10 protein-coding genes are annotated in these 13409 nt (G+C 37.2%); 2 read left to right on the top strand and 8 right to left on the bottom strand.

What is annotated here, in order from left to right; translation table 11 throughout:
* The 6 genes from fdrA to RST01_RS01115 all read right to left on the bottom strand — a co-directional run bounded on the left by fdrA (position 1) and on the right by RST01_RS01115 (position 8137).
* Positions 1–1746 carry an acyl-CoA synthetase FdrA gene (fdrA, locus tag RST01_RS01090; RefSeq protein WP_066786992.1) on the bottom strand — a complete coding sequence of 582 codons (1746 nt, stop codon included), beginning with the start codon at positions 1744–1746 and terminating at the stop codon, positions 1–3.
* Positions 1747–1819: 73 nt separating this feature from the next.
* On the bottom strand, positions 1820–2869 hold the full coding sequence (allD, locus tag RST01_RS01095) for an ureidoglycolate dehydrogenase (protein ID WP_147193504.1): 1050 nt from the start codon (positions 2867–2869) through the stop codon (positions 1820–1822).
* A 30-nt stretch (positions 2870–2899) separates the two neighbouring features.
* On the bottom strand, positions 2900–3949 hold the full coding sequence (allD, locus tag RST01_RS01100) for an ureidoglycolate dehydrogenase (RefSeq protein WP_147193505.1): 1050 nt from the start codon (positions 3947–3949) through the stop codon (positions 2900–2902).
* A gap of 153 nt (positions 3950–4102) precedes the next feature.
* Positions 4103–4867 carry a (S)-ureidoglycine aminohydrolase gene (gene allE / locus RST01_RS01105; RefSeq protein ID WP_066786979.1) on the bottom strand — a complete coding sequence of 255 codons (765 nt, stop codon included), beginning with the start codon at positions 4865–4867 and terminating at the stop codon, positions 4103–4105.
* Positions 4868–4910: 43 nt separating this feature from the next.
* On the bottom strand, positions 4911–6143 hold the full coding sequence (gene allC, locus RST01_RS01110; RefSeq protein WP_147195048.1) for an allantoate deiminase: 1233 nt from the start codon (positions 6141–6143) through the stop codon (positions 4911–4913).
* A gap of 326 nt (positions 6144–6469) precedes the next feature.
* Entirely contained in the window at positions 6470–8137 is a 1668-nt protein-coding gene (locus RST01_RS01115) for a PucR family transcriptional regulator (RefSeq protein ID WP_147193506.1), read from the bottom strand.
* A gap of 257 nt (positions 8138–8394) precedes the next feature.
* Here RST01_RS01115 and RST01_RS01120 point away from each other — a divergent pair, with 257 nt between their 5' ends.
* Positions 8395–9264, top strand: a complete 870-nt coding sequence (locus RST01_RS01120; protein WP_147193507.1) for an alpha/beta hydrolase — start codon at positions 8395–8397, stop codon at positions 9262–9264.
* Positions 9265–9317: 53 nt separating this feature from the next.
* Here RST01_RS01120 and RST01_RS01125 read toward each other — a convergent pair whose 3' ends face one another.
* Entirely contained in the window at positions 9318–10640 is a 1323-nt protein-coding gene (locus RST01_RS01125; protein ID WP_066786968.1) for a uracil/xanthine transporter, read from the bottom strand.
* Positions 10641–10661: 21 nt separating this feature from the next.
* A complete protein-coding gene (locus tag RST01_RS01130) occupies positions 10662–11564 on the bottom strand; it encodes an oxamate carbamoyltransferase subunit AllH family protein (protein ID WP_147193508.1) in 903 nt (300 codons plus the stop codon).
* A gap of 169 nt (positions 11565–11733) precedes the next feature.
* Here RST01_RS01130 and RST01_RS01135 point away from each other — a divergent pair, with 169 nt between their 5' ends.
* On the top strand, positions 11734–13392 hold the full coding sequence (locus RST01_RS01135; protein WP_147193509.1) for a PucR family transcriptional regulator: 1659 nt from the start codon (positions 11734–11736) through the stop codon (positions 13390–13392).
* Positions 13393–13409 lie beyond the last annotated feature (17 nt).

Consider the following 13409-nt stretch of genomic DNA (forward strand, 5'->3'; position numbering starts at 1 on the left):
TTAACGAAGAACACTTAATACTTTGCGCATTCTTTCATTTCCGCCAGCAACTGGACGCCAGTCGAACTGAACAACTCTACCATTATTAGCAGTAATTGCTTCTGTGAATTTTTTCAAACCAACATTGACTACACTTGGTTTTTCTTTCAATAATTTTTCAATTGCTTCTGAAACAGTGAAGTCTTTTGAAGCTGTTTCTTTACCAGCAACCACTTCTTTATCTTTTTCTTCAATTTGAATATCAAGCATGCCAAGTGCAGTGCGAACAGCTTGGTTGTTGCTGTCTCTTAGAATAACGCCAGCACTTTCAAGTTTTGCTTTTTGATCTGCAATATCTTGAGGATCTTGGTTAGTACCGCAAACAGTTGCAACAAAGTAAATTTCTTTGCCTTTTGCTTTTGCTTCTTGTTGAATTTTTTGGATACCAGGAACCAAAGCGCTTGCCATATCTTCATGAGAACCATAACCAAGTACAACATCGAATAAGATAATTGCAGTTGAGTCATCTTCTGCAGCTTTTTTGAAGAATTGAATTCTTGTATCTGGATCGATCATTGGGTGTGGTTTACCTTGTGTATAAATATCATCACCAAGGTCAGCTACTTCAAATCCATCTGCACTTAATAGGTACCCTTCATCATGGTGACCGCTTTGAGCCAATCCAAGGCCTCTGCTGATAAGAGTAGCAGCTTCATAACCTAATGTACCGCCAGAGTATAAACCTTTAATTGTTTTTTGGTCAGCATTTAGGTTCACAGATGGAACTTCAATAGCTGCACCATAGTAATTAGGTTTAACTGTATTGCCACTTGCAAGATCTACTGCGATAGCTGCAGTTTCTTCAAGTGTATTTGCATAATAGATGTTACCTTCATGGTTGTGTGGTTCTTCACCTAAGAAGATAGCAACTACTGGTTTTGAAACGCTTTGTAGCAATTCAACAACTTCATCGCGCACTTCTTTTGCTGGTGGCTTAGAAATCATTGTGATGACTTCTGTATCTTTGTGATTAGCCAATGCTCTGATTGCATCCAACATTGTAATTGCACCAATCTTATCTGAAAGGTCACGTCCACCTGTACCGATAGCAGAGGAAACGCCTCCGCCTAAACGATCGACTTGTACAGATACTTCTTGGATACCAGTACCAGAAGCACCAACGATACCGATGTTGCCTGGTTTTACAACGTTAGCAAATGCAACTGGAACACCAGAAACAATAGATGTACCGCAGTCAGGTCCCATTACAAGCAAGCCTTTATCATGTGCTTTTTCTTTTAAACGGCGTTCGTCTTCTACAGTTACATTGTCACTGAAAATCAAAACGTGCAAACCATTATCTAGCGCTTTGTCAGCTTCTTCTGCAGCGTATTGACCTGGAGTAGAGATAAGAGCCATGTTTGCATTTGGCAAAGCTTTCATTGCTTTATCCCAAGTTTTTACTGTTTGGAATTCTTCTTTGCTGTTGTTGATAGATTGGTTATTTAAATAAGTGTCAATCTCTTCAAGGATTTCTTCGATTTTTTCGTCTGCATCTGTATCGACAACGATACACATATCGTTTGCAGCTGCTCTTTCAAGATCTTCAGAGTATAGACCTGATGATTTGAAAATATCTTTATTCGCAGGAGTCCCCATCATTACTTGGACTTTATTAACGCCTTCCATTGTAGAAAGTTTGTTTGTGAGAAGCATTAAGTTTACTGAATCCTGGTAGGAGTTCTGTTTAATAATTGTATGAAGCATGTTGTTATGCACCTCTTTATAAAATTTGCTTTTGTAATAAGGGTGGCAAATAATTGCCCCTTATTCATATCCTTTATTCCGCGAAAGGATTTTTATGGTCATATGCATTATTGTGAATGACATCTGAAGTTAAGTACTCATAAATATCGTCAACAATTTCAATGCCATTTTCTTCGTACTTCTTAACTCTTTCAGCACTTCTTTGTCCTGGATAATAAACTTTGTCATAACCAGGTGCAGGTTTTATGTTATTCAAATCCTGCATAGTAGTAGAAATGCCTTCTTGGAATGTACTTAAAGTTGTGAAGAAATCTGGATTAATGACAATATGCAATTGGCCAAGATTACGATACTCAGTCAAATCATGGTACATAGAAGACACCTTGCCGCCAAATGGAAGGCCCAGCAAGATACCTGAAAGCACATCCACCATCATCATAAGACCGTAGCCTTTAGGACCTGCAATAGGCAATAATGCATTAACTTTAAATGGATCAGTTGTAGGTTCACCATTGCTGTCTACTGCCCAAGTTTCAGGTATTGGTTCATTTTTTGAACGCGCATGTAAAACTTTTCCCCAAGCTTGAACGGTAGTAGCCATATCAAATGTGATTTGGTCTCCATCTTTACCAGGAGCAGCAAAGGCAATAGGATTGGTACCATAGTAAGGTTCCGCTCCGCCAAATGGCACAACCATAGGATCAGATTGACAAACAGAAATTCCAATTAAATTTTCATGTGCTGCTTGCCCCACAAAGTAAGAAAGTGCCCCACTGTGGCTTATTTTCTTAACACCAACAACAGCAATGCCGTTTTCTTTCGCCATTTTGATAGCTTCATCCATAGCTAGCTTAGCAGCTACATGACCTACCCCATTGTCGCCGTCAAAAACAGCAGTACAAGGACCTGTTTTTTCGAACTTGAAGTTAGGTTTATTATTAATTCCGCCTTTAGCGATTCTTTCGGCATAATACTCAACTCGCATAGCTCCATGTGAATGAACGCCTCGAGCATCAGCATGAACAAGAACGTCTGCAACCCCATTGGCATGCTCTTCTGTGAGTCCAGCTTTATTAAGTTTTGTTGAGATTAAGTCTTTTAATTTTTCCTTTGTTACTTTCATTGTGCTCCACCCCTATGATCCCCATTTGTTTTATTCTGCAAAAGGATTTTTATGGTCGTATTGATTGTTATGAATAACATCCGATTTTAAATAATCATAAATATCATCTACAATTTCAATGCCGTTTTCCTTATAATCTGCAATCACTACATCGTTGTTTTGTCCTGGATACAATACTTTGTCGAAACCTGGAGCAGGCTTAATGCCATTCAAGTCATCCATAGATTGTGAAATATCTTTTTGGAAGCCTGTGATTCCCATAAAGAATTCTGGATTAATAACAATGTGAAGTTGACCTAATTTACGGTATTCCGAAAGGTTTTCATACATAGAAGACACTTTATTACCGAATGGAAGGCCTAGTAATACACCAGATAGTACATCTACCATCATTGCTAAACCATAGCCTTTAGGACCTGAGATTGGCAATAATGCGTTTACTTTGTAAGGATCTGTTGTAGGTTCACCGTTTCCATCTACAGCCCATGTATCAGGAATTGTTTGATTTTTAGAACGAGCATGTAGAATTTTACCCCAAGCTTGAACAGTAGTAGCCATATCTAATGTCATTTTACGATCGTCAGTGCTTGGTGCAGCAAAAGCAATCGGATTTGTACCATAGTAAGGCTCTGCTCCGCCGAATGGAACTACCATAGGGTCGGATTGGCAAACAGAGAATCCAATAAGGTTTGATTCTGCCGCTTGATTTGTGAAGTATGAAATAGCTCCACTGTGTGAAATGTCACGTACGCCTACAATAGCTACGCCACTTTCTTTAGCCATTTTAATGGCTTCGTCCATAGCAAGTTTAGCTGCTGTGTGGCCATTACCGCCATCACCATGGAAAACACCTGTTGCAGGACCTGTTTTTTCAAATTTGAAATCAGGATTTGTATTCATGCCGCCTTTAGCAATTCTTTCAGCATAGTACTCTACACGCATTGCGCCATGAGAGTGAATTCCTCTTTCATCCGCAAATACAAGAACGTCAGCTGCTGTTGAGGCATGTTCTTCATTTAAGCCTGCTTTATGAAGCTTATTTTTGATTAAACTTTTTAAATCTTCTTTGCTAACTCTCATCGTAGCACCTCTTTGCTTTCGATATTATCTCTCATTAACGGGCTTTTAACCCCACCTCAAGCTTTTAGGCATAGGTGGAGTTCCGTACAGCCCGATTGCTATATTAACCCTCAGCAGAAAATCAAAATGCGCTGAGAATAAGGCAAAATGATATTATAGTGATGCGTCACGGTTGCAGTCTTTAGAGTACACATAAGTTAATGGTTCTCTACCAACTGCATAGCCAGCTTGTTGTACATAAGGACCCATGAAAATGTAGTCGTCTTTTTTAACTGGAATCCATTCGTTGTCTAAGTTATACATACCTTCACCAGACAACAGGTAAGCGCCATGTTCTTGAACATGAGTTTCGATGAATGGGTGGCTTGCTGCAGGATCGAATGATAAGATATGGAAGTTCATATCGAAATCAATATCCATTGGTAATAAGTCTTTGATATGAACATTTGTCATATCATCGTAGTCTCTGTAGTCGATATCATTTGAATGGCCAGATACAACCCATGGTTTACGGCCTTCAAGTGGTCTATATTTTTGTTTGTAAAGGAACAAACGAGAATCGCCAGCTTCTACATTTTCTAAATACATTGCAACGCCTGGAGGGCAATATACATAGCCGCTTTCTTTTAGTGTGTACTCTTCATTGCCAGCTTTTACTTTCACTTGGCCGCTAAGTACATAAACAAAGCTTTCTACATCGTCTTGGCCGCAGAAGCCTTCGCTGTTTTTCCCGCCTTCATGCATTGTTACGATGTAATCAACGAAGCTTGCGCCTAATTTTGGTGAACCTAATATTGACATAGAGCAGTTTTCAAAACCAGGTACCACATTATTTACTAATCCTTCTGGAGCGATTAATGCATATAAACCATGTTTAATAATTGATCTGCTTGAAAGTAAGTCTTTAGGATAACCCATTTAAATACATCCCCTAATCTATTTTTTATATTATTTTTGAAGATTATTTATAGCCTAATTCATACAATGCACCAATAAGTGCTTTTACACCTTCAGCTAAATCAGCAGGCTCTGTAAATTCTGCAGGGTTGTGGCTGATTCCTTTTAGGCTCGGTACAAACAACATAGCTGTTGGTACAAACGGTGCAAAGATTTGTGAATCATGGCCTGCACCACTGTGCATTACTTTATAGTTCAATCCATTTTCTTCACATTGTTTCTCAATAAGTTCAACCACGTTTTTATCCATTGGAACAGGATCTGCGTCCATCCACATATCAATATCTGTTTCCACACCATGCTCTTTTGAAATCTCGTTCATTCGAGCAGTCATGCTTTCTGTAAAGGATACAATTGCATCTTTATCAGTATGACGTACATCAATTGTGAATAGTGCTTTCCCTGGTACTACATTGACAATGTTTGGCGTTACTTCCACTTTGCCGACTGTAGTTACAAGAGGATCTCCAACTTCTTTTGCCATATTGATGATTTCATAAATCATATGGCTTGCAGCATACATAGCGTCTTTTCTGTAGCCCATTGGTGTTGTACCTGCATGGTTTGCTTCACCAGAAATTTCGATTGTATATCTTCTTTGACCGACAATACTATTGACAACTGCCACTGATTTCTTTTCGGTCTCAAGAACGCTACCTTGTTCTACATGCACTTCTACAAATGCTTTTAGATCTTCGCGAGGTCCTTTGCTTTCATCTCTGAAGCCAAAACCTGCATTCTTCATTGCATCTACAAAAGGAACGCCTTCGAAATCGCTAATTGATTCAACTTCTTCACGTTTAGCGCTTCCAACAATGTTTTTAGAACCCCAGAATGCATAAGGGAAACGACTTCCCTCTTCTTCTGCCATTGAAACAATCTCAATGTTTCGAAGTGGCTCTCCGTAAGTTTCTTTTAAATATTTAATCGCAATAATACCAGCGATAACCCCGTATGCTCCATCGTATTTACCGCCGTTAACAACGGAATCCACATGAGAGCCGGTTAAAATTGTTTCTGATTCATCTTTACCTTTTAATGTACCGAATAGGTTGCCGACTTCATCAAAGCGAGCAGAAAGACCAAAGCTTTCCATCCACTCTTTTAAAGCGTGTTGTGCATCGACCCATTCTTTTGAGTAAAGCAGACGGGATACACCGCCTTTAGCATCCTTACCAAAACTGCCTAGCCATTCTAGCTTTCCAGCTGTTTCTTCAGGTAATGCAGAAAAATCCATTGCATCTATTGCCAAATCACTCATCTTCCTTTCTATCTTTATAGGGAAATCACCAGTACATATTCTCCAAAAATGGGGTTGAACTGTACTATGTAATTTGCGCATAGCCTGTAAAAAGCTGTGTTAATAAAATGCCGCATTTAATTTTGGACATTCGTACTTGTTTATTTTTACCCTATATCGTGATAAAAATTCCACTTCCTATTGTAAGTTTTTTTAGCCAAATAGTCTTTATGATATTTTGATAAATATTATTTATTTTTTTATCCTTATAAGACAAAACCCCACCAACATCCTCGTTGGTGGGGTTTTTAAACACAATGTGACTACTTTTCTCTCTCGCGCTTCAAAAAGTTGATGATTTTTAGACCAACTTGTACAGACAGAGTTTCCTCTGAATCATCAAAATTAATGCCAGTTATTTCTTTTATTCGATCCAATCGATACATTACAGATTTATAATGGATGAAAAGAACTTTTGCAGTCTTAGATGCATTTTGTTGGCATTCCAAGAATGTTTGCAATGTAACCAGCAAATCTGTTCGATTCGATTGGGGATATTCAAGCAAGCGCTGTAATGATTGTGGGATAAATTGAGTTAACACTTGTGGATCATCAAATTGGCTTAAAAGCCTGAAAATACCTAGCTCTGCGAATGCAGTAATGGATTTTTGACCATTTAGCTTTTCACCAACATCGAGAGCATCTTGCGCTTCTTTGTAGCTTTTTGAAATTTCGATAATACTTTCTGCAACATTTCCTATTCCCACCTGTACTGCTACATCTTGAATTTGTTTCTCGATAATGTGTTGAATATTTGCAGCTGTTTTTTGAACGCCCTTTCGCCATGACTTATCATCATATTCATTTTTCTTTTTAACTTTCCACAGCACAGTTACCATATTGCCTTTGTTGGTAATAATTCCCCCAGGAAGATAATGATTTACCGCATCATATAGTGCTGCATGGCTTCGATCTAAGAGATTACTTTTGTTACTCTCTTTAGAATACGACGTTTCAGTAAGTGGATGAATTTTAAATAAGACAGCTACAAAAGAGCCTTCAAAATCCCAGCTGATGACATTAGCCTTTTCGTATATGGACTGCATTGAACGGATTTTACCGCTAATTAACTCATCAACCAAATCGTTTTTAAATTTCTTCTCAACTTCGGAGACCGCAAATTGTTTAACTAATTCAAGCGATAATGCATTAGCAGAGTTTTCAACAGCGATAAAATCAAGTTCTTCTAACGATTTATTGATTTCACCAATTAGCAGATATGTCTTTATATGATTGATGGTTTCAAGCGGAACAACGATTTGGTGACTTTTTTGATTTGGGATCTCTTGATATTTTACGATTTGACGATAATGCGGATATTTAATATTGATCGTTTCCTCATAAAAATGAACCTTTTCCACCAATTCAAACGTTTCAAGGTAAGGTACAGTTGAAACGATGCAATGAAAGTTTCTATCGAAGAGCGCAACAGGATTACCGATCAAATCTGAAAGAGTCGCAATTATACTGTCTATACCTTTATCAGCCAGAGAGATTTCAGTAAAACGGTCATGAATTTCTTTATAGTATTGCAATTTTTTCACTTGCCGATTAAATAGTTCGCCCATTACAGGATACATTACATCGATAAAAGGGATTTCTTTCGACATCTGTATGACTGGCATGCCTAATTGTTCAGCAGCACCAACCAACGGATTAGAGATATCTGTATCAAGATTCTTAATGACAAGAGCACTAACTTTCTTTCTTGCCAAACTTTCAATAAACTCAATTTGTTCTTTGTCATTGAACGAGCGAATGGAGTAGAGGCTAGTTAATATAACTTCACCGCCTTTAATCCATTCAACGATATCAGGTCCTTCCATAATGGTAATACCTGAAACATCATTATTTAAAAAACGCTCACCACCTAATACAATTGCATTTTGAAGTGGGGCTAAGTTTAATAGGTCGGATACTTTAAATTCCATTTGCCATGGTCCTTTACATTAGTTTATTAATCATTAACCTGCTAAGCTTTTAAGCAGCATAGCTTAGTTTTTGATAACGCACGTTTAGTTAAGAAACGACTACTACATGAATTTTGCTTTATACATGCAAACATTCATCATATTATTATACAATAATAACACAGCAAATGAAAAACATAGATCATTTAGCTGTAATCAAATGATCGTTTCTAGCCAGTATATGGTTATACGATTTAAAGAAAGTGTGAGTGAAGTACATGTTAAAAACGACTGTTTCCTTTAAAAAGGAATTTAACTTCGAGTTGAAGGGAGACTTCTATCCAGCTGATGAAGCAAATAAACCAGTAATTGTCTATATACATGGTGGTGGCTTGTTTTGGGGCTCACGCGAAGATTTGAAAGCAGAACAAATTGAGTTTTACCATGAAGCAGGCTACAATATTTTTTCTATCGATTATCGTCTAGCACCTGAAACGAAAATTTCAGAAATTCGAACGGATATCGAAAGTGCTCTCTCATGGCTTGAAAATAAAGGCACTCATGAATTTGAATATGATCCAGAAAGAATAGCTGTTATTGGTGGTTCTGCAGGAGGGTATTTAGCTCTCTTATCTGGATTATTTAATCAAAAGCCTAAAGCAATCGTTTCTTTCTATGGCTATGGCGATATTACAGGCAATTGGGCAACAAAACCTAGTCCCCATTATCAAAAAATGACAGCTGTACCGGCAGAGCTTGCAAAAATGCTTGTTTCAGACCAACCGATATCAGTAGGACCTATAGAGAAACGCTATGCGATCTACATGTATGCTAGACAAAGTGGCAATTGGATTGAACAAATCAGCGGTCTTCATCCCGTAATATTCAAAGATAAACTACTACAGTATTGTCCTGCAGCTTTAGCAGATGCTGAATATCCTCCTACTTTGTTGCTTCATGGGACAGACGATGAAGATGTCCCATATGAACAATCTGTCGTAATGCAAGAAAAACTGCAAGAAGCTGGTGTACAAAGTAAACTAATCACCATTCAAGGTGGAAAACATGTTTTTGACGAAAATTGGGGTAATTCTGACGTCCAAAATGCCTTTAAAGAGGTTGTTCAATTCTTAGATCAATACCTATAAGAAAAAGAGCTAAAGAATTTTCATTCTTTAGCTCTTTTTAGCATTACATATTTTTACGCTTTTTTACTATCGTCTTCTACACCATAACGATCCCATTTGATTAAGTTTTCCATTAAGAGTGCTAAAATAATTCCCATTAGCAAACCACTGCTAAGCAAAGGTCGGATAACACTTGGAATACTTTCAAAATAAGAAGCAGGAAGTGTCATTATGATTATACCTACGAATAATGGAACCGCAGAACGGTATGCATTGATTGTATTGAACTTAACTTGTCTGAAGAAAGCGAAAGAAGAGTTCAAAAGAAGCAAGTAAGAAACAAACAACGCTGCACTACCAATGCTCAGCGGCAATAATGAGAAGAAATGACCAAGCGGCGGTATTAACCCCATAACTAAGAACATAAATCCACCTAAAATAAATGGCATTCTTTTCAAGATACCTGTTTGGCTTAAAAATCCAATAGAAGACACATATGGAGAATAAGGTACAAGTCCAAACAAACCCGCAATAAAAGTGAATATGCCTGTAATAACGAATGAAACTCTATATTCTGAGTTCGTCGTTTTCACCTTATACATGCTTTCTGTCCCTTTTAGTGCTCCAAATGTATTGGCTGAGTTTAATAAACCCGCTAAGACAGCAGTTATGATAATACCTGGATCCCATGCAGGTTTACCTAAAGGAAACAAATCAAGACTAAATGATCCTGATTCGCTTGTTGTATTACCTGAATGGAAAATCAATGAATAAGCAATCCAACCAACAATAATACCTATTAACAAACCATAGCGTCTTATGCTGACAGGAGCTTTAACACTAATCACAATAACAAGTATAGCAATAATGATAGATAACAAAGAAATCGGCAAATCAATATGTGCATTATCTGCTCCGTTACCAAAAGGAATACCTAGCATTCCCTTTAAGAAAATCCGAATAATTTGGCATCCAAATAAAAACATAAATACGCCCATAACCGCAGGTGTAAATAGCTTTGCAAGATGTGGCCCAAGACCAGTAATACCAATAAGAAATGTTAAAATTGCTGATATAATGACACCTACAGTTAAACTTCCGCCTAAAACGTCCAAAGGCATACCTTGAGCAGCTGCGGTAGTGCCAAGCGCTAAAATTACGCCCCACCATAGACCTGATTGCCCTTCCATGATTGCCCGTTTATGTCCTACAAGTGCCTGAACGATACAAGCAAGACCCGTTACGATAAATGATAGTTGTAGCATACTGACAATTTTACCTTGTGGTAAATCAAATGCTGCACCTACCGTAATCGGGATTACTACTATATTTGTAAAAATAAAAAAGAGCCATTGCAAGCCCGAAATCCAGTTGCTAGATTTTAATAATTCTTTCATGTGTACACCTCTTATACAATATTATTCCAAAATAGAAAGAGCTTTAATGCCAAGTAACATCCCTAATAATGTGTCTGTACCGGATGTATGCCCTAACTTTTTCATTTCCAAAAGCGCGTCTTGTAAATTTTCATTTTGTGGATTTGTCATGATTTGCATCATGTTTATTAGATGGGAATGAAATTTACCTTGTGTGGCGTACATTAAGTATTCTAAGGCAATAGAAGTTGTTCGCTTTATCCCATATTCCACTAAATACGAGTGTAGCTTTTTTTGGAAACTATTCTTTTGACTACCGAGTGCCGTAATAGCAGCACATAAACCAGTTAATAAATCATCTCCACTAGGTGTTAAGCCCAATCCTCTACCAATCCAGAAATCGAAAACGCTTTTCGGTTCTACTGATTCATCACCAGAGGCAAGCAAACTTAACTTATCCAATTCCTTTAAAATCGGCTGAACCGGTTTGAAATTCTTAGTTAAGATATACTCCTTAATTAGTTGATTATCTTCTAGGTTTTGTGTAAGACCCGTTTGCCAGTTGTCTGAAGTAAGCTCTACTGCAATTGCCCGGATAATTTCATTTATGCTAGTAGAATTAACCTTTATATGTTGAAGAACAGGAATTGTTATAGCTGCCTTCTTCAATGAAATGGAAAGATTCGGTGCTAAAACAAGCGCATCCAATACGGAATTCCACATTACTTCTTCGTTTTGGATTACCTGTTGGGCAAGCTTTTGGGCTCCTTCCTTTAAGGTAATACCAAATGGAGGGGTACCGTTCTCCGATGTCCCAATATGAATGAGATGTTCACCGAACACCAAATTAAAACTGTTGTTAAATACACTATGGACGTTGCCTTGCGGATTATTTTTAAGTATAGGATGAATCTCAGCACTTATTGTGCGAGCTTGCCACTCCATGATCTTCCCTCCTATCGATATATTGTTCCATATATTAAAACATCCTTATAAGTTTAGTACATTACCACAAACTTGTCATTGTTTAAAATGGCTAAAAAACCATTTGTTTTTTGTTTATTGTTAACGTATAATAGTTACCTACACATAACCTTACAATGAGGGATTAACTATGAAAACAATGAATGACTTATTTATATTAGATGTTATGAAGGATTGTGTTGTGCTAGCTGGACATAGAGGTCTTGGCCGTTCAGTACAATTTGTGAACATTTCTGATACACCCGATGTGATCCAATTTTTAAACGAAAACCACTTGCTTCTAACAACTGGTTACGCTTTTAAAGACGATACAGAAAAGCTATATGAACTTATCCAGCAAATGCATGCACGTAACTGTTCAGGTATTATTATAAAGACACATCGTTTCTTAGGCCAATTGCCTGAAACAGTTAAAATGCTGGCTGATGAATTAGCCTTCCCTATTATCGATTTGCCAACTGAGCATACATTAGGAAATGTATCGAGACATATACTAAATTATTTAAATGATGCGGAGTCAGAACAATTATATTATGCCATGCATGTGCATAAAGAGTTCTCTGATATGTTAATTAAAGGGTACACTTTGTCAGCTCTTGTGGAACAGTTAGGATTCTTCCTTAAACGCCCTGCCTTATTATTAAATCATCGTGGAGAAAAAATTGCTCATACACATGAATTTAATAAAGAGCCGATGAAGATTGTTGAACAGGAAATCATCCAACTGGTGAAAAATGATCTTCATGAAGCGCGGCATGGAACAACGTATACGCTCACTTCTGAAAGCTATAAGTCAGCTGCAAGCTATCCTGTTAAAACAAAACGACAGCATGAAAGTATGCTAGTAATTGTAGATGCTTTGACTCTTCCTTATCCTGCTTCTAAAGTGGCGATTGAACAAGCAAGCAATGTCATCTCTTTTACTCTGGTTAAGGAGCAAGCAATTGAGGAAAACTCTCGATTATTTAAGAATAACTTTTTTGCAGATTTAATTGAAAAAAGGATTAGCTCCGAGGAAGAGATCATTGGAAGATGCCAATATTATGGATTATACCCGCAATTAGAAACTATTTGCATTGTTTGCAACATTGATCCTGTGGGAAGAAATTATGAAACGCTTCAACTGTATGAAAAAAAGGTAAGCGATTTGCATAATAGTATTTATGATCAGTTAGAAGATGAAATGGTTAACGGTGAAATGAACGGAACATTATTTACAAAGGAAAAGTATTTTGTACTGCTCTTGCAATTTGAACAATATTCAGAAGCAGAAAGACAAAAGTTACTAAATATTGTACAGAACATTCAAAGTATTGATGGAGATTTTTCATTGTCGTTTGGAATTAGTAACCCAACTCCATCGCTCAATGACATTTCACTGATCTACCAAGAGGCAGCCGAAGCTATTTCAAATGGGTACGATTTGAAAAAAACTTCTTTCATTCATTTTTATAAAACAAGAGAAATAAAAGAATTATTCAATATGATACCTAAAAAGAATTTAAAAGAACTATATGAAAATACACTTAAAACCCTTGCTTATCCTAAATCAAAAGAAGATGTGGAATTAGTAAAAACTATTCAAGTTTATCTCGATTCACATTGCGAGATATCTGAAACCTCTAGAAAATTATTTATTCACCGAAATACAGTAAAGTATAGGATTGAAAAAGCAGAAGATATGCTAGGCCGTTCTTTTCACGATCCGCAAGACTCTCTGCGAATAAGAGTGGCATTATTGATTGGTACCCTTCTTGAAGAAAATGAAGATCCGTCAATATTATTGTAAAAAAAGGATTGGAGATA

The organism is Rummeliibacillus stabekisii (assembly GCF_007988965.1).
Lineage (GTDB): Bacteria > Bacillota > Bacilli > Bacillales_A > Planococcaceae > Rummeliibacillus > Rummeliibacillus stabekisii.

Bases quoted from the DNA above. Each gene is read 5' to 3' on its own strand.
- allE (WP_066786979.1), bottom strand. From the start codon at position 4,867: ATGGGTTATCCTAAAGACTTACTTTCAAGCAGATCAATTATTAAACAT.
- RST01_RS01130 (WP_147193508.1), bottom strand. From the start codon at position 11,564: ATGGAGTGGCAAGCTCGCACAATAAGTGCTGAGATTCATCCTATACTT.
- RST01_RS01115 (WP_147193506.1), bottom strand. From the start codon at position 8,137: ATGGAATTTAAAGTATCCGACCTATTAAACTTAGCCCCACTTCAAAAT.
- allD (WP_147193504.1), bottom strand. From the start codon at position 2,869: ATGAAAGTAACAAAGGAAAAATTAAAAGACTTAATCTCAACAAAACTT.
- RST01_RS01125 (WP_066786968.1), bottom strand. From the start codon at position 10,640: ATGAAAGAATTATTAAAATCTAGCAACTGGATTTCGGGCTTGCAATGG.
- RST01_RS01135 (WP_147193509.1), top strand. From the start codon at position 11,734: ATGAAAACAATGAATGACTTATTTATATTAGATGTTATGAAGGATTGT.
- allC (WP_147195048.1), bottom strand. From the start codon at position 6,143: ATGGATTTTTCTGCATTACCTGAAGAAACAGCTGGAAAGCTAGAATGG.
- allD (WP_147193505.1), bottom strand. From the start codon at position 3,949: ATGAGAGTTAGCAAAGAAGATTTAAAAAGTTTAATCAAAAATAAGCTT.
- fdrA (WP_066786992.1), bottom strand. From the start codon at position 1,746: ATGCTTCATACAATTATTAAACAGAACTCCTACCAGGATTCAGTAAAC.
- RST01_RS01120 (WP_147193507.1), top strand. From the start codon at position 8,395: ATGTTAAAAACGACTGTTTCCTTTAAAAAGGAATTTAACTTCGAGTTG.